Raw genomic sequence first — 18,386 nt, 5'->3', positions numbered from 1 at the left:
TCACGCAAGCGGGCCGCCGCGTTTCAGGCCGGCATCACGCGTCGAGCCGCACCAGCGCATCGACGGCCACCGCACCGCGTTCCATCACCAGCAGCGGATTGACGTCGAGTTCGACGAGCGTGTCGGCATGCGCCTGTGCGAAGCGTGCGATCGCCATCACGTTCGCGACGACCGCATCGAGATCGGCCTTCGGCCGCCCGCGATAGCCGGTCAGCAGCGGGCCGAGCTTCAACCCGAGCAGTGCGTCGCGCACGTCGCTTTCGCGCACCGGCAGCAGCAGCGTCGCGGTGTCGCGGATCAGTTCGACCAGCACGCCGCCGGTGCCGAGCACCAGCGCGAGACCGAAATTCGGCTCGCGCTTCACGCCGACGATCAGCTCGAGCAGCGGCGCGTCGGCCATCTTCTCGACGAGGATGCGTTCGACGTGCACATCCGGCGCATAACGCGCGACCTGTTCGGTCATTCGCACGACGGCCGCGGCGACGGCTTCGGGCGAGCCGAGCTTCAGCGCGACCGCGCCGGCCTCGGTCTTGTGCGGCAGGCGATCGCTGACCACTTTCACGCAGACCGGAAAGCCGAGCCGCTGCGCGGCGGCCGGCGCATCGGCGGGCGCGACGCATTCGGCCGGCGGCACGTCGAGCCCGTGCGCGGCCAGCATCCGCTTGCTCGCCCATTCGTCGTGCAGCGTTGCGGTGCCGTGGCCGCCGTCGCCCGCGCGCAGCACCGGCAGCGCGTTCAGCGCGTCGGCGTCGAGCACGCGGCGGCGCGTGTCGCCGTAGGCCATCGCCGCGCCGATCGCAGCGATCCCGTCGGCCAGCCCCTGCAGCGGCGCGACGCCGGCGGCGGCCATGCGGGCCGCGTGATCGGGCGGCGTCAGGTCCGGAAACACCGAAATCACAGCGCCGACCACGCCGTGCTGGCGTGCGGACGCCGCGAACGCGTCCGCGGCGATATCGCACAGCGGCCGCTCGCCGGTCGCTTCCTGCGGATAGTCGAGGATCATCGCGGCGGCGCCCGGGCGATCGGCGAGCAGCGCGTCGCAGCACGCGCGCATCTTGTCGGGGTCGCCCCACGGCGTGGTCGTGAAGTCGAGCGGGTTCGCGATCGTCGCGTACGCGGGCAGCACGTTGCCGAGCGCGTCGCGGCCGGCATCGCCGACCGGCGGAAAAGCGATGCCGCGCGCTTCGCCGAGATCGGCGACGAGCCCCGCATCGCCGCCGGACGTCGCCAGCGCGGCGAGCGTTCGGCGCTCGGGCACGCCTGCGATCGCGAGCAGCTTCAACGTCTCGACGAGGCCGACCGGGTCCTTCACGCGAATCACGCCGAGCCGCCGGAACAGCGCGTCGTACAGCGCGTCCGAGCCCGCGAGCGAACTCGTGTGGCTCATCGCGAGCTGCGCGCCGAGCGTCGACGTGCCGCTCTTCAGCGCGACGATCGGCACGCCGCGCGCGAGCGCGCGGGCTGCGGCCTCGCTGAACGCGCGCACGTCCTTCAGCCCTTCGAGGTGCACGCCGATCGCGCGGATGCGCGGATCGTCGACGAACGCATCGACGAGGCGCGCGATGTCGACCGACGCCTGGTTGCCGACGCTCGCGAGATACGCGAACGGCACCGAGCGCGCGCTCATCGACAGGTTGTACGCGAGGTTGCCGCTCTGAGTGATCACCGCGACGCCCGATTCGACGCGCGGCGCGCAATGCGCGACCGGCCACAGCGCGCTGCCGTTCAGCCCGTTGATCAGGCCGTAGCAATTCGGGCCGAGCACGGCCATGTCGCCGGCCGCGTCGACCAGCGCCTGCTGCAGCGCGGCGCCGTCGGCGCCCGTTTCGGAGAAACCCGACGCGTAGACGATCGCGCCGCCGGCGCCGCGTGCGGCGAGCGCGCGCACGACGTCGATCGCCTGGCGCGCGGGCACCGCGACGAACACGGCGTCCGGCGCGGCGGGCAGGTCGGCGACGCTCGCATGGCAGCGCACGCCGTCGATCTCCGCATGATTCGGATTGACGAGTCGGATATCGCCGGCATAGCCGTAATCGCGACAGCGCTGCACGGCGCCCGCGATGCCGCGTCCGCCGACGAACGCGATGCTGGCCGGGTCGAGCAGCCGGCGCAGATTGGCCGCGGCGGCCGCGCGGTGATCCCTGACTGCGGGAGAGGAAGTCATGAAAGGTCCTTTCGGAAGTCGCGCCGGACGCGCCGGCGCGACGATTCGCGTCAGCTGTAGCGTCGGAGGATTTCCTTGGACAGGATATGGCGCTGGATCTCGGACGTGCCTTCCCAGATGCGCTCGATGCGCGCATCGCGCCAGAAGCGCTCGATCGGCAGTTCGTCCATCAGCCCCATGCCGCCGTAGATCTGCACCGCGTGATCGGTCACGCGGCCGAGCGTCTCGGTCGCGAGCAGCTTCGCGAGTGCGGCGTCGCCGTCGGTCATCGTGCCCTGGTCGAGTTTCTGCGCGGTGTACAGCGTGACGAGTTCCGCCGCGCGGATCTCGGTCTGCATGTCCGCGAGCTTGAACGACGTGCCCTGGAAGTCGCCGATGCGCTTGCCGAACTGATGACGCGTCGCGGCCCATTCGGCGGCCATCTCGAACGCACGCTGCGCGCGGCCGATGTTGTTCGCGGCGACCATCACGCGGCCGGCCGTCAGCCAGTCGTTCGCGAGCTCGAAGCCGCGATGCTCTTCGCCGAGGATCTGCGCGGCGCTCACGCGGCAGTCGGAGAGGAAGATCTCCGACTGGTGATAGCCGCGCAGGCTCGTGCAGTGCGGGCCGCGCCGCACGGTCATGCCCGGCGTGTCCTTGTCGATCAGGAAGCAGGTCACGCGCTTGCGCTTCTGGCCGCGCACTTCCTCCTCGCCGGTGACGGCGAACAGGATCACGAAGTCGGCCGTGTCCGCATGACTGATGAAGTGCTTGCTGCCGTTGATCACGTAGTCGTCACCGTCGCGCACCGCGCGCGTGCGGATGCCCATCGCGTCGGAGCCGGCGCCCGGCTCGGTCAGCGCGAAGCAGTCGACGCGCTCGCCGCGCACGGCCGGCTTCAGGTAGCGCTCGACCTGGTCGCCCTTGCACGCCATCAGGATCTTGCTCGGCCGCGCGACGAACACGTGCAGCGCCCAGCTCGTGCGGCCGAGCTCGCGTTCGACGAGCGCCTGCGTCACGTAGTCGAGCCCCGGGCCGCCGGCGCTCTCGGGCATGTTGAACGCATAGAAGCCGAGCTCGAGCGACTTGCGGCGGATCGAGTCGGCGAGTTCGGGCGGCACGTCGTCCGCGCGATCGACCGCGAATTCATGAGGCTGCAGTTCCTTCTCGACGAACTGACGCAGCGACGTCACCAGCATTTCCTGCTCTTGGGTCAGCGAAAAATCCATCGATCATCTCCCGACAAAATGAGGTGCGCGACCTTCGACCGACGCGCGAAGCGCTTCCTGGCCGTCCTCGCTGTGACCGCACGCGACGCCGGCCGCCAGCTCGCCGCGCAGTTGCTCGGCGAGGGTGTGCGTGAGCGATTGCGCGAGCAGCGCCTTGGTGTGGCCGAACGCGACGCTCGGCCCTTGCGCCAGACGCGCGGCGAACGCGGCGACGTGCGTTGCGAAATCGTCGGCGTCGACGACTTCGGACACGAGCCCCGCGGCAAGCGCGTCCTGCGCGTTCCAGCGTTCGTTCAGAAAGATGAAGCGGCGTGCGACGTCGGGGCGCGCGATGCGCGGCAGGAACCAGCTTCCGCCCATGTCGGGGCTGTAGCCCATGCCCGTATACCCGCAGCGCAGCGTCGCAGCGGTGCTCGCGATGCGGAAGTCGCACGCGAAGCCGATGTCGGTGCCGGCGCCGACCGTCGAACCGTTCAGCGCGGCGATCGTCGGACGCGGAAATGCGGCGAGCGTCTGCACGAAACGGTGCGCACGCTCGGTCCAGCCGTAGGTGTCGAGTTCGCCGTTGCGCTCGGCCTCGGCCCATTCGTCGACGTCCGCGCCCGCACAGAACGCGCTGCCGGTGCCGGTCAGCACGACGCAGCGCACGGCCGGATCGTTCGCGAGCGCGTCGAGCGTCTCGCGAAGAAAGTCGAGATGCGGCCGCGCGAGCGAATTGCGTTTCGCCGGGCGGTTCAGGCGAAGGGTCACGACGCCGTCGTGCCGTTCGATTCGAATGTCCTCGATGCTCATGCTGATCACTGTCTCCTGGTTGTCGTGTGTCGGGGTGTGTCAGAGCCGGCAAGGGTCGCCGCTACTTGCGGACCGCATTTCGGCATAGTATAAGTTCTGTTAAATGAACGTTCAACCCAATTGTGAGTCGACCAGGAGACACACGATGAGCGTGGTGATGGAGACGTCGGCAGGCGTGGAGGACGGCAGGACCGGGGCGCATGCGGCACGCGCGGCGGCGCAGCATGCGGCGAGCGGCGCGGGCCTGCAGATCGATCGCGTGTCGAAGCGCTACGGCAGCGTGCATGCGCTGCGCGAAACGACGATCGACATTCCGCGCGGCGAATTCCTGACGATCCTCGGGCCGTCGGGTTCGGGCAAGACGACGCTGCTGACGATCGTCGCGGGCTTCGAGCATCCGAGCAGCGGGGACCTGCGCGTCGGCGGCCGCAGCATCGTCTCGTTGCCGCCCGAGAAGCGCAACTTCGGGATGGTGTTCCAGGGCTATGCGCTGTTTCCGCACATGACGGTCGAACAGAACGTCGCGTATCCGCTGATGGTGCGCAAGCAGAAAGGGCCCGACGCGGTGAAGCGCGTGAAGGCCGCGCTCGATCTCGTGCGGCTCGGCCATCTTGCCGATCGCCTGCCGCGCCAGTTGTCGGGTGGCCAGCAGCAGCGCGTCGCGATCGCGCGCGCGCTGGTGTTCGATCCCGATCTCGTGCTGCTCGACGAGCCGCTCGGCGCGCTCGACCGCAAGCTGCGCGGCGAGGTGCAGGTCGAGCTGAAGGCGCTGCACGAGCGGCTCGGCGCGACGTTCCTGTTCGTCACGCACGACCAGGAGGAAGCGCTGTCGATGTCGGACCGGATCGCGATCATGCGCGACGGCCGGCTCGAACAGATCGGCACGCCGGACGGGCTCTACGAGCAGCCGGCCAACCGCTTCGTCGCGGACTTCCTCGGCAAGAGCAATTTCATCGAAGGTGTCGCGCTCGGCGGCGATGCTTCGACGACGCATTACCGCGTCGGCGATGCGCGCTTCGTCGCGCCGGCGTGCGGTGCGCGGCCCGACGAGCCGCTGCTGTTCGCGCTGCGTCCGGAGAAGGTCGCGGTGTCGGCGACGTCGTGCGGCGGTGCGCACAACGAAGTCGCGGGTCGCATTCGCCACTGGAGCTATTTCGGTTCGTCGTACCGCTTCGAGATCGAGACGCCGGCGCTCGGCTGCGTGACGGCCGACGTGCCCGCATGGCGCGGGCTCGCGTCACCACGCTGCGGCATGGACGTGTTCGTGCAGTGGGAGCGCGACGCGACGTGTCGGATCGCGGCCGACTGACGCGGCGCACGTTGCATCCCGCGCGAAGCGGCACGAGCCGCCGTCGCCGCCGACTCACCGACTGACGGATTCACCGATTCACCGATGCCCGAAAACGACGAGACGCGTGCGGGCGCTGACCAGCCTGGAGGAGACACCATGACGAACCGCCATCTGCAGGACCTGCTCGACCAAGCACGCGAACTTCAACCGGCAATGTCGCAGCGCCGCCGCGATTTTCTGCGGTTGTGCGCGGCGGCCGGCATCGCGCCGACGCTGCTGTCGCTCGGCGCGAAGGACGCACTCGCGTCGAACCCGAAGGAAATCGTGCTCAGCGCATGGGGCGGCGAAGCGCGTTCGGCGTTCCGCTCCGCGTACATGGACCCGTTCACGAAGGCGAGCGGCATCCGGATGGGCTACGACTCGTCGCCGGAGGACGGCAAGATCAAGGCGATGGTCGAGAACCGGAACGTGATCTGGGACGTGATGGATCTCGACGGCTTCGCGGCGATCAAGCTCGGCAAGCAGGGCTTCCTGCGGCCGATCGACTATTCGGTCGTCGGCCGCAACACGCTGCCGGGGCTCGCATCGGACTTCGGCGTGCCGTCGTACCTGCTGAGTTACGTGCTCGTCTACGACGCGCGCAAGTTCGGCGCGAATCCGCCGAAGAACTGGGCCGATTTCTGGAACGTCGGCAAGTTTCCGGGCAAGCGCGGGCTGTGGAAATGGATGGGCGGCGCGCTCGAAGCCGCGCTGATGGCCGACGGCGTCGACAAGGACAAGGTCTATCCGATCGACGTGCCGCGCGCGCTGAAGAAGCTGAAGGAACTGCGCTCGAACGTGCTGCTGTGGGATTCGGGCGCGGACAGCCTGCAGCTGCTGCGCAACGGCGAAGTCAGCATGGCGTGCATCTGGCATACGCGCGCGAACGTGATCCAGCGCGAGAGCAATGGCCGGTTCCGCTATACGTGGGAGCAGGGGCTCGCGTCGTGCGACGTGTGGGGCGTGCCGAAGAACAATCCGTCGGGCGATGCCGTCTGGCAGTTCATCAAGTTCGTGCAGGGCGTCGAGCCGCAGGTGCGCCTGCTGTCGCTGCTCGGCAACGGGCCGGTGACGCCGGCCGCGACCGCCGCGGTGCCGCAGGCGCTACGCGCCGACAACCCGGGCACGCCGGAGAACTGGGCAAAGCAGTGCAAGGTGAATCCCGAGTGGTGGGCGCAGCACTACGAAGCGACGCTCGCGCAGTACACCGACCTGATGTCGTCCTGAGCCGCCTCGCGAGCGTGACGCCATGAATACCCTGTCTACTCCCGTCGCGGGCGCGGTCCCGCTCGGCCGCGCGAAGGCCGATCGTTACTGGCTGCTCGTCGTGCCACTGCTCGCGGTGCTGATCGTGCTGTACGTGTATCCGCTCGTGCGTGTGCTGTGGCTCGGCTTCACGGTGCCGGAGCCGGGCCTGCACAACTATGCGCGGCTGCTCGGCAATCACGGCGTGCATCGCGTGCTGTGGACCACGCTGCGCGTGTGCGCGGTCACGACCGTGTGTTCGGTCGCGCTCGGCTATGCGATTGCGTATGCGATGGCGCACGTCGGCCCGCGGCAACGGATAGCGCTAATGTTCGGGCTGCTCGTGCCGTTCTGGGCGTCGGTGCTGGTGCGCGCGTTCTCGTGGCTGTTCCTGCTCGGCGAGCAGGGGCTCGTCAACACGCTGCTGCTGCGCATCGGGCTGATCGACGCGCCGCTGCCGCTGATGCGCAACGAGGTCGGCGTCGTGATCGGGATGATCCACTTCATGATTCCGTACGCGGTGCTGCCGCTGTACGCGAACATGAAGGGCATCGATCCGCAGCTTGCACGTGCCTCGCAGGGGCTCGGCGCGGGCGCGTTCGTCACGTTCCGCAAGGTGTATTTCGCGCAGACGCGACCGGGCATCGTCGGCGCGGCGATCCTCGTGTTCATCTTCTCGCTCGGCTTCTACGTGACGCCGGTGATACTCGGCGGCGGCCGCACCGTGATGATCGCCGAATACATCAGCACGCAGATCCTGCAGCTCGTGAACTGGGGCAGCGGGGCGGCGCTCGCGTCGCTGCTGCTGGCGTCAATCCTGGCCGCGCTCGCGCTGCTCGCGCGTTTCGTCGACCTGCGCGAGCTGTTCGGCGCGCGCTGACCCGAACGGAGGAGGTTCCGATGAACACCCGAATGACCGCAGGACGCGCGCTCGTGGTCGGTATCGCGTGGGCCGCGATCTTGTTCCTGATGCTGCCGCTGCTCGTGTCGGTGCCCGTCTCGCTGACGCCGAGCGACTACCTGTCGATGCCGGACGGCGCGCTGTCGCTGCGGCACTACCGCGTGCTGCTCGACGACGACGGCTGGGTGTCGAGCTTTCTGCAAAGCGGGCTGATCGCGCTGGTGTCGTCGGCGATCTCGGTCGCGCTCGGCACGCTGTGCGCGATCGGGCTGTGGAAAGTCGCGTCGCGGCGCGGCGAGTTCGTGCGCGGCGTGATCCTGTTCCCGCTGATCGTGCCGCCGATCGTGTCGGCGCTCGCGTTCTACCGGCTGTGGGGCGAACTCGGGATGCTCGACAGCTATCCCGCCGCGATCCTGTCGCACGTCGTGCTGTCGGTGCCTTACGTCGTGGTGGCGGTTTCGGCATCGCTCGCGACCGTCGGGCTGCGCATCGAGCAGGCATCGCGCAGCCTCGGCGCGAACGTCGCGCAGACGCTGCGCTACGTGATCCTGCCGTCGATCCGGCCGGGCGTGCTGTCGGCCGCGGTGTTCGCGTTCATCCTGTCGTGGGACGAGATCGTCGTCACGCTGTTCATCTCGAGCCGGAACGTCTATACGCTGCCGCGCCGCATGTGGGACGGGATGCGCGAGAACGTCGATCCGGCGATCGCGTCGGTATCCACGCTTTTGCTCGTCGCGACCTGCGTCGCGATCGGCCTGTCGCTGCTGCGCAAGCGTGCGGCCGGATCCGTCTGAATCCAGCAGTTCAACGTTACGTCGCGGAGAAAACTCGCACCATGAAAGTCCTGATCGTTCACGCCCATCCCGAACCGCAGTCGTTCACGACGTCGATGCTGCACCGCGCGGTGAGCACGCTCGAAGCGCAGGGGCATACCGTGACGGTGTCCGACCTGTACGCGATGCAGTGGAATCCGGTCGCGAGCGCGGCCGATTTCGGCGTGCGCAAGAACCCCGACTATCTCGTCTACGCGCTGGAGCAGCGCGAGAACGTCGCCGCGCACGCGATCGCGCCGGACATCGCCGCGGAACTCGACAAGCTTGCCGCGTGCGACCTGCTGATCCTGAGCTTTCCGCTGTTCTGGTGCTCGGTGCCGGCGATCATGAAAGGCTGGATCGACCGCGTGCTCGTGTCGGGCAAGGTGTACGGCGGCGTGCGCTTCTACGATCGCGGCGGGATGCGCGGCAAGCGCGCGCTGCTCGCCTATACGTGCGGCGGCCGCGACTACATGTTCGGTGCAGACGGCGTGCACGGCGAAATGGACCTGATGCTGCGCCACGTGTTGCGCGGCACGCTCGGCTACGCAGGCTTCGACGTGCTGCCGTCGTTCGTCGGCTATCACGTGCCGTACATCGGCGACGCGGAGCGCGCGGCCGTGCTCGAACGCTACGACGCCTATCTCGCAGAACTCGACCGGCACGAACCGATGGCGTTTCCGACGCTCGACGATTTCGACGGCGACATGCGGCCGCGCGAACGCGCGCCGCAGGACGCCGCGCAGGATTGATCACGCCCGGCCGCGTCGCCACCGCGCCGCTTATCTACCCGACCGCATGTGAGTTCGAGCGATGACCCTGACGTCGAGCGACGTGCTGCTGTTCCTGACCGGGCTCCTGACGCTGTTCTGTCCGCCCGTCGCGATCCCGATGTATGCGGCCGTCACCGGGCATTTTCCCGACGTGACACAGCGGCAGATCGCGTTCAGGCTGTTCGCGTGGATCGCGGCGCTGATGATCGGCGCGGTGTGGGGCGGCCAGTTCCTGTTGCGCATGCTCGGCCTCACGCTCGGTGCGCTGACGCTGACGGGCGGCCTCGTGCTGTGCCTGTGGTCGATTCCGATGATGCGCGGCACGGCGAACGACGAGCGCAGCGGCGGCGACACGCGGCTCGAACATGCGCAATGGCGCAGCTACATCGCGGTGCCGCTGATCTTCCCGCTGTCGATCGGCAGCGCGGTGATGTCGCTCGTGATCACGACCGCGACGCGCTTTCATACGCCGGCCGACCTGCTGGCGCTGAGCGCGGCGTGCGTGCTGCACGCGGGCGTGATCGGGCTCACGTATGCGTGCTCGGCGTCGTGGTGCCGGCGGCTCGGCGAGATCGGCAGGACGCTGGTCGAGCGGCTGTCGGGCATCGTGCTGACCGCGATCGCGTTCCAGATGCTCGCGCAGGGCGTGCGCGAACTGTTGCCGGGGCTCGCGCATTGACTGCCTCACGGGGCCGCGCGCGATCCACCTCCTTACCCTGAACGATGGAAATTACATGAAAACAGTAGGCATGTACCTGGTCGACCTGCTCGCCGCCTACGGCGTCGACACGGTGTTCGGCATTCCCGGCGTGCATACGATCGAGCTGTACCGCGGGCTCGCCGGCAGCGCGCTGCGCCACGTGAGCGCACGCCACGAGCAGGGCCTCGGCTTCATGGCGGACGGCTATGCGCGCGCGACCGGCAAGCCCGGCGTGTGTTTCGTGATCACCGGCCCCGGCATGACGAACATCGCGACGTCGATGGCGCAGGCGTATGCGGATTCGATTCCGATGCTGGTGATTTCGAGCGTCAACGCGTCCGGCGACATCGGCTCCGGCAACGGCCATCTGCACGAACTGCCGGACCAGCATGCGTTCGCGCAGAACATCGCCGCGTTCAGCTACACGGTGCCGCGCGCCGACGCGCTGCCGCAGGCGATCGCACGCGCGTTCGCGGTGTTCTCGGGCGGCCGGCCGCGCCCCGTGCATCTGCAGATTCCGCTCGACGTGCTCGCGGCGCCGGCCGATGCATTGCCGCCGGTGCCGGCCGTGCCGCCGCGCATCGCGCCCGGCCCCGCATCGGCCGACGGGATCGACGCATTGCGTGCGAAGGCTGCCGCCGCGCGCGCGCCGCTGATTCTCGCGGGCGGCGGCGCGCTCGACGCGGCCGCCGACGTGCGCTGGCTCGCGGAGACGCTCGACGCGCCGGTCGTGATGACGATCAACGGGCGCGGCGTGTTGCCGAGCGCGCATCCGCTCGGCGTGTCGTGGTCGGCGTCGAGCGACGCGGTGCGCGCGCTGATGCGCGACAGCGACCTGATCGTCGCGCTCGGCACCGAGCTCGGCCCGACCGATTACGACCTGTATGCGACGCGCAGCTTCTCGATGCCCGCGCCGCTCGTGCGGATCGACATCGATCCGCAGCAGCTGTGCCGCAACGCGGTGCCCGCGCTGCCGCTGCTCGGCGACGTCGGCGAAACGCTGCGCGCGCTGCGGCGCGTGTGGCCGGCGGATGCGCGGGCCCGCGCTGACGGCGACGGCGTTGAGCGGGCGGCGGTGTGCCGTGCGGCCGCGCGGCAGGAACTCAACGACGAAATGCGGCGCGATCTCGCGCTGCTCGACAGCGTGCGCGACGCGCTGCCCGATGCGGCGCTCGTCGGCGATTCGACGCGGATCGTCTATGCGGGCAACGTCGGCTTCGCGGCGTCGCGTCCGCGCAGCTGGTTCAACGCGTCGGTCGGCTTCGGCTCGCTGGGCTACGGGCTGCCGGCCGCGGTCGGCGCGAGCCTCGGCGATGCGTCGCGGCCGGTGGTCTGCCTCGCCGGCGACGGCGGGTTCCAGTACACGCTCGCCGAACTCGGCACCGCGGTGCAGCATCGCGCGCGCGTGATCGTCGTACTGCTGAACAACGGCGGTTACGGAGAGATCAAGCGTGCGATGGTCGACGGCGGCGTCGAGCCGGTCGGCGTGGATCTGCATACGCCCGATTTCGTCGCGCTCGCGCGCGCGTATGGATGGGGTGCGCAGCGAGTCGAAGAGGGTGCGTCGCTGGCCGGTGCGCTCGGCGAAGCGGCCGCGCACGACGCGCCGTACCTGATCGAGATTCGCGCGGCGTGAAAATGCGAACGGCCTCGCGATGCGAGGCCGTCGTGCCGGTTGCGGCGCGAGTGCGCCGGCTTGCCGGCGAGGCGCGTTGCGTGCGTTACGCGCGCTTGCGCGCCGTCTTCGGCGGCGGCAGGAACGAATCGACGACGCGCAGGCAGCTGGTCAGCGCGTCTTCCGCGGTGAACGACGTGGGGTCGCGCGCGAGTTCGAGCCAGAAGCCGTCGATCACCGCTGTCACCGTCAGCGCGGCGAGCTCGCTGTCGACGGTGCCGCCGCGCACTTCCGCGATCTGGTCGAACAGCTTCTTCAACGCCTGCCGGTAGCCGGCATACAGCTCCTTGTGCGCCTTGCGGATCACCGGATCGCTGTGCGCGACGCTCCAGAAGCCGAGCCAGACCTTCACGTTCTTCGGCGCGAACACCGGCGCGGCGAAACACACCTTGATGATCGCGTCGAGCTTGTCCTCGGGGCCCGTCGCGTTCGCGGCGGCCGCGCGCGACACGTCGAGCAGGTCGGCCGCGAGCCGCTTGTAGGTCTGCGCCATCAGCTCGTCTTTCGACTGGAAGTGATGGTTGATCAGCCCGCGCGACACCTTCGCTTCCGCGCAGATGCGGTCGATCGTGGTTTCCGAATAGCTGTAGCGCGCAATGCAGCGCATCGTCGCGTCGATGATCGATTGCTGCCGCACCGCGGGTGTTTCTCGGATGCCGCGGCTGCGGGTCTGAACCGGTGCGCTGCCAGAAGTCTTTTTCACGGGGTGACCTTACGGAATCGTCATGGCACCGATTATAGGGGAGTGTCGGACGCTTGTTCAATTACAGCGATGGAACCCGCGAAAACCCTTGCTTCCGGATTATTGAAATCTGTTGAACCCTTGTTCAACAGCGCCTATACTCGACTCCACATGAGGTTGGTCGGCCATTCAACAAGGCGCCGCGATCCCGCGCGGGACGGGCGTGAGAATTCGACACAGGAGACAGCATGTTGGCGCGGGCGGAGAGCGTGAAGACGGCGGTCGAGGAGCGCGTGCAGGTGACGGACCTGCACAAGCGGTTCGGCGAGCTGGAGGTGTTGAAGGGCGTGTCGCTAAGCGCGCGCGAGGGCGAAGTGATCTCGCTGATCGGCGCGAGCGGCTCGGGCAAGAGCACGCTGCTTCGCTGCATCAACCTGCTCGAGACGCCGACCCGCGGGCGCATCGTGGTCGATGGCGAGGAGATCGGGCTGAAGCTCGACCGCAAGGGCCGCACCGTGCCGACCGATCCGCGCCAGGTCGAACGCGTTCGCACGCGGCTCGGCATGGTGTTCCAGAGCTTCAATCTGTGGGCGCACCGCACGGTGCTCGAGAACGTGATCGAGATGCCCGTGCACGTGCTGCGCGAACCGCGCGCCGAAGCGCTCGCGCGCGCCGAGCAGCTGCTCGAACGCGTCGGCCTCGCCGACAAGCGCAACGTCTATCCGGTGTTCCTGTCCGGCGGCCAGCAGCAGCGTGTCGCGATCGCGCGCGCGCTCGCGATGCGGCCGAAAGTGATGCTGTTCGACGAGCCGACTTCCGCGCTCGATCCCGAACGCGTCGGCGAAGTGCTGAAGGTGATCCGCGATCTCGCGTGCGAAGGCCGCACGATGATCCTCGTCACGCACGAGATGGCATTCGCGCGCGACGTGTCGAACAAGGTGCTGTTTCTGCACGAGGGACGCGTCGAGGAGAGCGGCGCGCCGGCCGAGATCTTCGATGCGCCGCAGAGCGAACGCTGCCGCCAGTTCGTCAACGCGCACCGGCAACGTCACTGAACCGATGGCACGGCCCGCGCGTGCCTGCCTGCGCGGCCGGCCGCACCGATGCCGGCCACACCGATACCGGCCACACCGATACCGGCCGTACCGATTTCGTATCTTTCCAGCCAGGAGTCCGACCATGAAGCGTGTCGTTCGCAGTCTGCTGTGCCTGTTGAGTCTCGTTCTCGCGGCGCTTGCGCCGTTCGATTCCGCGCATGCGTCGCCGGGCGTGCTGCGCTTCGGCGTCGCCGCCGAGCCGTATCCGCCGTTCCTGATGAAAAGCCCGACCGGGCAGTGGAGCGGCTTCGAGGCCGACCTGATCCGCGCGGTGTGCGAGCAGATGAAGGCGAAGTGCGAGATCAAGGAAGTCGCGTGGGACGGCATCATCCCGGCGCTGCTCAGCGACAAGATCGACGTGATCTTCAACTCGATGTCGATCACGCCGGAACGCCAGAAGGTGATTGCGTTCTCGCGGCCGTACTACGAGACGCCGGGCACCTTCGTCGGCGCGAAGAACCAGAAGCTCACGCTGACGCCGGACGGCCTGAAGGGCAAGGTGATCGGCGTGCAGGGTTCGACCGCGAACGCCGAGTTCATCAAGATGGCGTATGGCAAGACCGCGACGGTGCGGCTCTACAACACGCAGGACGATTGCAACTCGGACCTCGTCGCGGGCCGCATCGACACGATGTATCTCGACCAGCTCGGCATTCTCGACTTCCTGAAGTCGAAGGACGGTGCGACGTTCGAGCTGAAAGGGCCCGGCAGCGTGAAGATGGATCCGGCGATCTTCGGCTACGGCGTCGGCGCGGGAATGCGCAAGGCCGATGCGCCGCTCAAGCAGCAGATGGACCAGGCGCTCGAGCAGCTGCATGCGTCGGGCAAGTACGCGCAGATCGCGAAGAAGTATTTCCCGATCGACCTCTGGCCGCACTGATCGCACGATTTCGCGCCGACGGGCGCCACGCACGGACGAGGAGGCGGCATGGACGGTTGGGGATGGGTGAGCTACCTGGGCATGGACCCGGACGGCTGGGGCGTCGCGCTGCTGCAGGGCGCGGGCGTGACGCTCGAGATTTCGCTCGGCGCGTTCGTCGTCGGCATCGTGCTCGGGCTCCTGGGCGCGGTCGCGAAGCTGTCCGGCGTGCGCGCGTTCGAGCGGCTCGCGCAGGGCTACACGACGCTGTGCCGCGCGGTGCCCGAGCTGCTGCTGATCCTGCTGCTCTACTACGCGGGCACCGACGCGATCAACCTGCTGATGACGGCGATCGGCGTCGGGCCGGTCGCGGTCAACGGCTTCGCGGCCGCGGTGATCGTGCTCGGCATCGTGCAGGGCGCGTATGCGGCCGAGATCATCCGCGGTGCGATCCTCGCGATCCCGTACGGGCAGATCGAAGCCGCGCGCGCGTTCGGCGCACCGCCGGCGCTCGTGTTCCGCCGCGTGACGCTGCCCGCGATGGCGCCGTATGCACTGGCCGGCTTCACGAACCTGTGGCTGATCCTCGTGAAGGACAGCGCGCTGATCAGCGTGGTCGGCTACAGCGAGCTGCTCTACACCGCGAAGCAGGCGGCCGGTTCGACGCGCGAGTACCTGCACTACTACCTGATGGTCGCGGCCGTGTATTTCGCGATCACGTCGCTGTCGGGCATGCTGTTCCGCGAGATCGAGCGGCGCTTCGGCCGCTGGATGCCGGCATCGTGACCCACGTCCCGCCTTTCCACGCATCTTTCGACCGAACCGGATCAATGTCATGGATCTGAGCGTACTGTCTTCCTACGGGTCGCTGCTGCTGCTCGGCGTGCTGACCACCGTCAAGCTGCTCGTCGTGTCGGCCGTATTCGGCTTCGGGCTCGCGATCGCCGTCGCGTTCGCGCGGCTGTCGGGCAATGCAGTCGTCGCGCGCGTGAGCAAGGCGTTCACCGAAGTGATCCGCGGCACGCCGCTGCTCGTGCAGATCTACCTGATCTACTATGGCGTCGGCTCGCTGTTCGCCGGCTGGCCCGCGCTGCGCGACAGCGTGCTGTGGCCGTTCCTGCGCGACGGCTTCTGGTATGTCGCGTTCGCGCTGGTGATCAGCGTCGGCGCGTACGTCGGCGAAGTGCTGCGCGCCGGGCTGCGCGGTGTGCCGAAGGGCGAGATCGAGGCCGCGCGCGCGATGGGGATGCGCCCGTCGATGATCGCGCGGCGCGTGTGGCTGCCGCGCGCGATCCAGATCCTGCTGCCGACGCTCGCGGGCGAAACGGTGATGCTGCTGAAATCGACCGCGCTCGCGTCGACGGTCGCGGTGATGGACGTGCTCGGCGCCGCGAACTACATCCGCGCGCAGACCTTGCGGACCTACGAGCCGCTGCTGGCGATCGCGGTGATCTACGTCGTGCTCGCGTTCGCGATCGAGCGCGCGTTCGGCCGGCTCGAGCGGCGTGTGCCGGTGCGCATGCCGCGTTGAACGAACCCTTGATGGCGCGGCGGCCGGGCGGGCGCCGCGCGACGGAGAACACATGAACTATTCGAAGCTGGTCGAGCGCCTGCAGGGCAAGCGCACGACCGCCTGGGACATTCATTACGCGGCGCAGGCTGCCGTCGCGGCGGGCGAGCCGGCGATCGTGCTGAGCGTCGGCGATCCGGATTTCCCGACCCCCGACGTGATCGTCGAACGCGCGGTGACCGCGCTGCGCGGCGGCGATACGCACTACAGCGAAGTGCGCGGGCGCGCCGAGCTGCGCGCGGCGATCGCGCGCGAGCATGCGAAGGCGTGCGGGCAGGCGGTCGGCGCCGAGCACGTGATCGTGACGGCCGGCGCGCAGAACGCGCTGTTCGCGATGGCGCTGTGCCTGTGCGAGGCCGGCGACGAGGTGCTCGTGCCGGAGCCGATGTACCTCACGTACGAAGCCAGCGTGCGCGCGTCGGGCGCGACGCTCGTGCCGGTGCCGGTCGATGCGGCTCGCGGTTTTCATCTCGACGTCGACGCGCTCGCAGCGGCCGTGACGCCGCGCACGAAAGCGATCTTCTTCGCGACGCCGTGCAATCCGACCGGCGTCGTGATGCCGCGCGCCGATCTCGAACGGATCGCGCGGCTCGCATGCGAGCGCGACCTGTGGGTCGTGTCCGACGAGGTCTACGCGGAGCTGACGTTCGAGCGCGACATGGTCAGCATCGCGTCGCTGCCGGGGATGGCCGAGCGCACGGTGACGATCGGCAGCCTGTCGAAATCGCATGCGATGCCGGGCTGGCGGGTCGGCTGGGCGATCGGCCCGATCGAGCTGATCGAGCATGCGGAACGGCTCGCGCTGTGCATGCTGTACGGACTGCCCGGCTTCGTCCAGCAGGCGGCCGTGACCGCGCTCGACAACAAGGCCACGATCGTCGCCGACATGCGCGAGCTGTATCGGCGCCGCCGCGACCTCGCGTACGCGCGCCTGCGCGACGTGCCGGGGCTGCGTTGCCTGCTGCCGGAGGCCGGGATGTTCATGATGGTCGACGTGCGCGGCACGGGGCTGGATGCGCACGCTTTCACGTGGGGGCTGTTCCGCGCGAAGCAGGTCGCGCTGCTCGATGCGAGCGCGTTCGGCGAGACGGCGTCGGGCTTCGTGCGCTTCGGCTTCGTCGTCGACGATGCGAAGCTCGCCGACGCGTGCGAGCGCATCGCGGCATTCGTCGCGAGCCTCGGCGAGAACGCGCGCGCGGCGTCGTGATGCATATCCGGAACCGGAAGGAGGAGCGACGATGATCGAAACGCTGACGTGGCAGGTGCCGGGCGACGGCGGCCAGCCGCTCGCGATACGCGCGTGGCGGCTGTCGGGCGGCGACGGGCCGCGCGTACACCTGCAGGCCGGCGTGCATGCGGACGAGATCGCCGGCATGCTCGTGCTGCACCGGTTGCTGCCGCAACTTTGTGCGGCCCACGATCGCGGCGCGCTGCGCGGCACGGTGACGGTCGTGCCGCAGGCGAATCCGCTCGGGCTCGCGCAGTTCCGGCAAGGGCGGCTGCTCGGCCGCTTCCACGACGCGACGCACCGCAATTTCAACCGGCATTTCCACGAATCGGCTGCGGCGCACCGGCCCGCGACGACGTTCGCCGCGTGGCAGCGCACGGTGCTCGACGGCGCGTGCGACGCCGACATCGTGCTCGATCTGCACACCGATTCCGAGGCGCTGCCGTACGTATACCTGCATCGCGATCTGTGGCCGGCCGGCCGCGATCTCGCGGCCGCGCTCGGCGTGGACGTCGCGATCCTGTGGGACGAGGACGACGACGGCGCGTTCGAAGGCGCGATTGCCGCGCACTGGGCGCGCAACGGCGGTTTGCGCGAGCGACTCGTCGCGACGATCGAACTGCGCGGCCAATCCGACGTGTCCGACACGCTCGCCGAACGCGATGCCGACGGCGTCCTTGCGTTCCTGCGCGGCCGCGGCGTGATCGCGGAACCGGCCGGCGTGCGCGACTGGCATGGCGACGCCGTGCCGATCGCGCACATGGAAACCGTGCTCGCGCCGGTGTCGGGCGTGCTCGTGTACGAACGCGAACTCGGCGCGACGGTCGAGGCCGGCGAGCGCATCGCGCGGATCGTCGCGCTGCCGGGCGTGCCCGGCAGCGAGCACGTGCTGGTGGCGCCGCAAGCCGGGCGCATCGTCACGCGCAATCGCGAGCGGCTGGTCGCGCAGGGCGACGTCGCGTTGAAGCTGACCGGGTCGCGGCCGTCGGCAGGCTGGTCGGGCGGTGCGCTCGATCCGTGAGCGGCAATGATGCGGCCCGCCGGTCCGGCTCGCGCATGAGCTCCGTTATCGCGCGTGAATGACTTCGCGAGCGGTTCGATTCACGGATAATGCGCAAACGTTTCACCGGTATTCGGCCGGATTGAATTGCCGAATCGAGAATCGAAGAATAAATTTCCGGATGCGATTATTCCGCGCTGCCCGGCAAGCGGCCAGAGCCCAGATGCGCCGAAGGTTAACGGCTCATTCGCGGAAAACTTTAGGATTTTCCCGTCGCAATTAATCATTGCGATTTCCTCAACGGCCGATTGATTTTCAGTCATCGGACGGTCATACACCATCCCCGATAA

At 68.6% G+C, this 18,386-nt stretch carries 18 protein-coding genes; 13 read left to right on the top strand and 5 right to left on the bottom strand.

Going from position 1 to position 18,386, the window contains the following annotated elements:
* Window positions 1-34 precede the first annotated feature (34 nt).
* From DIE12_RS28835 to DIE12_RS28825, 3 genes are read right to left on the bottom strand one after another with little or no spacing between them, the layout of a single operon-like run.
* On the bottom strand, window positions 35-2,164 hold the full coding sequence (locus DIE12_RS28835; protein ID WP_124522962.1) for an acetate--CoA ligase family protein: 2,130 nt from the start codon (window positions 2,162-2,164) through the stop codon (window positions 35-37).
* Between the two features lie 50 nt (window positions 2,165-2,214).
* Entirely contained in the window at window positions 2,215-3,372 is a 1,158-nt protein-coding gene (locus DIE12_RS28830; protein ID WP_044843923.1) for an acyl-CoA dehydrogenase family protein, read from the bottom strand.
* A 3-nt stretch (window positions 3,373-3,375) separates the two neighbouring features.
* Window positions 3,376-4,164, bottom strand: coding sequence for an enoyl-CoA hydratase/isomerase family protein (locus tag DIE12_RS28825; protein ID WP_044843924.1), 789 nt, complete (start codon window positions 4,162-4,164; stop codon window positions 3,376-3,378).
* Window positions 4,165-4,309: 145 nt separating this feature from the next.
* Between DIE12_RS28825 and DIE12_RS28820 the strand changes: the two genes are divergently transcribed.
* The 7 genes from DIE12_RS28820 (at window position 4,310) to DIE12_RS28790 (ending at window position 11,561) form a co-directional block, all read left to right on the top strand.
* The gene (locus tag DIE12_RS28820) at window positions 4,310-5,473 is read left to right on the top strand and encodes an ABC transporter ATP-binding protein (RefSeq protein WP_124522960.1); all 1,164 of its coding nucleotides are present in this window, start codon (window positions 4,310-4,312) and stop codon (window positions 5,471-5,473) included.
* A gap of 138 nt (window positions 5,474-5,611) precedes the next feature.
* Window positions 5,612-6,721 (top strand): ABC transporter substrate-binding protein, encoded by a 1,110-nt coding sequence (locus tag DIE12_RS28815; protein WP_124522958.1) that lies wholly within the window; start codon window positions 5,612-5,614, stop codon window positions 6,719-6,721.
* 22 nt (window positions 6,722-6,743) lie between these two features.
* Window positions 6,744-7,619, top strand: a complete 876-nt coding sequence (locus DIE12_RS28810) for an ABC transporter permease (RefSeq protein ID WP_124522956.1) — start codon at window positions 6,744-6,746, stop codon at window positions 7,617-7,619.
* A gap of 20 nt (window positions 7,620-7,639) precedes the next feature.
* The gene (locus DIE12_RS28805; protein ID WP_124522955.1) at window positions 7,640-8,434 is read left to right on the top strand and encodes an ABC transporter permease; all 795 of its coding nucleotides are present in this window, start codon (window positions 7,640-7,642) and stop codon (window positions 8,432-8,434) included.
* A 41-nt stretch (window positions 8,435-8,475) separates the two neighbouring features.
* Window positions 8,476-9,204: an NAD(P)H-dependent oxidoreductase gene (locus tag DIE12_RS28800; protein ID WP_124522954.1), complete on the top strand. Its 729-nt coding sequence runs from the start codon at window positions 8,476-8,478 to the stop codon at window positions 9,202-9,204.
* A gap of 61 nt (window positions 9,205-9,265) precedes the next feature.
* Window positions 9,266-9,904: a MarC family protein gene (locus DIE12_RS28795; RefSeq protein ID WP_124522953.1), complete on the top strand. Its 639-nt coding sequence runs from the start codon at window positions 9,266-9,268 to the stop codon at window positions 9,902-9,904.
* Between the two features lie 55 nt (window positions 9,905-9,959).
* Window positions 9,960-11,561, top strand: a complete 1,602-nt coding sequence (locus DIE12_RS28790) for a 5-guanidino-2-oxopentanoate decarboxylase (protein ID WP_124522951.1) — start codon at window positions 9,960-9,962, stop codon at window positions 11,559-11,561.
* An 85-nt stretch (window positions 11,562-11,646) separates the two neighbouring features.
* On the opposite strand, the gene DIE12_RS28785 is transcribed toward DIE12_RS28790, so the two are convergent.
* Window positions 11,647-12,303 (bottom strand): TetR family transcriptional regulator C-terminal domain-containing protein, encoded by a 657-nt coding sequence (locus DIE12_RS28785; protein WP_260426299.1) that lies wholly within the window; start codon window positions 12,301-12,303, stop codon window positions 11,647-11,649.
* Between the two features lie 248 nt (window positions 12,304-12,551).
* Here DIE12_RS28785 and DIE12_RS28780 point away from each other — a divergent pair, with 248 nt between their 5' ends.
* The 6 genes from DIE12_RS28780 (at window position 12,552) to DIE12_RS28755 (ending at window position 18,057) form a co-directional block, all read left to right on the top strand.
* Window positions 12,552-13,337 carry an ABC transporter ATP-binding protein gene (locus DIE12_RS28780; protein ID WP_409364388.1) on the top strand — a complete coding sequence of 262 codons (786 nt, stop codon included), beginning with the start codon at window positions 12,552-12,554 and terminating at the stop codon, window positions 13,335-13,337.
* A 124-nt stretch (window positions 13,338-13,461) separates the two neighbouring features.
* Window positions 13,462-14,259: a transporter substrate-binding domain-containing protein gene (locus tag DIE12_RS28775; protein ID WP_124522947.1), complete on the top strand. Its 798-nt coding sequence runs from the start codon at window positions 13,462-13,464 to the stop codon at window positions 14,257-14,259.
* Window positions 14,260-14,307: 48 nt separating this feature from the next.
* Complete coding sequence (locus tag DIE12_RS28770; RefSeq protein WP_044843934.1) at window positions 14,308-15,024, top strand: ABC transporter permease; 717 nt, start codon at window positions 14,308-14,310, stop codon at window positions 15,022-15,024.
* Between the two features lie 49 nt (window positions 15,025-15,073).
* Window positions 15,074-15,769, top strand: a complete 696-nt coding sequence (locus DIE12_RS28765) for an ABC transporter permease (protein WP_044843935.1) — start codon at window positions 15,074-15,076, stop codon at window positions 15,767-15,769.
* Window positions 15,770-15,821: 52 nt separating this feature from the next.
* Entirely contained in the window at window positions 15,822-17,015 is a 1,194-nt protein-coding gene (locus tag DIE12_RS28760) for a pyridoxal phosphate-dependent aminotransferase (protein WP_124522946.1), read from the top strand.
* 31 nt (window positions 17,016-17,046) lie between these two features.
* Complete coding sequence (locus tag DIE12_RS28755; RefSeq protein WP_124522944.1) at window positions 17,047-18,057, top strand: succinylglutamate desuccinylase/aspartoacylase family protein; 1,011 nt, start codon at window positions 17,047-17,049, stop codon at window positions 18,055-18,057.
* Between the two features lie 80 nt (window positions 18,058-18,137).
* On the opposite strand, the gene DIE12_RS28750 is transcribed toward DIE12_RS28755, so the two are convergent.
* Window positions 18,138-18,359 (bottom strand): hypothetical protein, encoded by a 222-nt coding sequence (locus DIE12_RS28750; RefSeq protein ID WP_124522942.1) that lies wholly within the window; start codon window positions 18,357-18,359, stop codon window positions 18,138-18,140.
* Window positions 18,360-18,386: the final 27 nt, after the last annotated feature.

Origin of the sequence: Burkholderia sp. Bp9015, assembly GCF_003853505.1 — a bacterium.
Taxonomy (GTDB): Bacteria; Pseudomonadota; Gammaproteobacteria; order Burkholderiales; family Burkholderiaceae; genus Burkholderia.
Note: the sequence above shows the minus strand (reverse complement) of the source record. Positions and strands in the feature narration are given on the sequence as shown.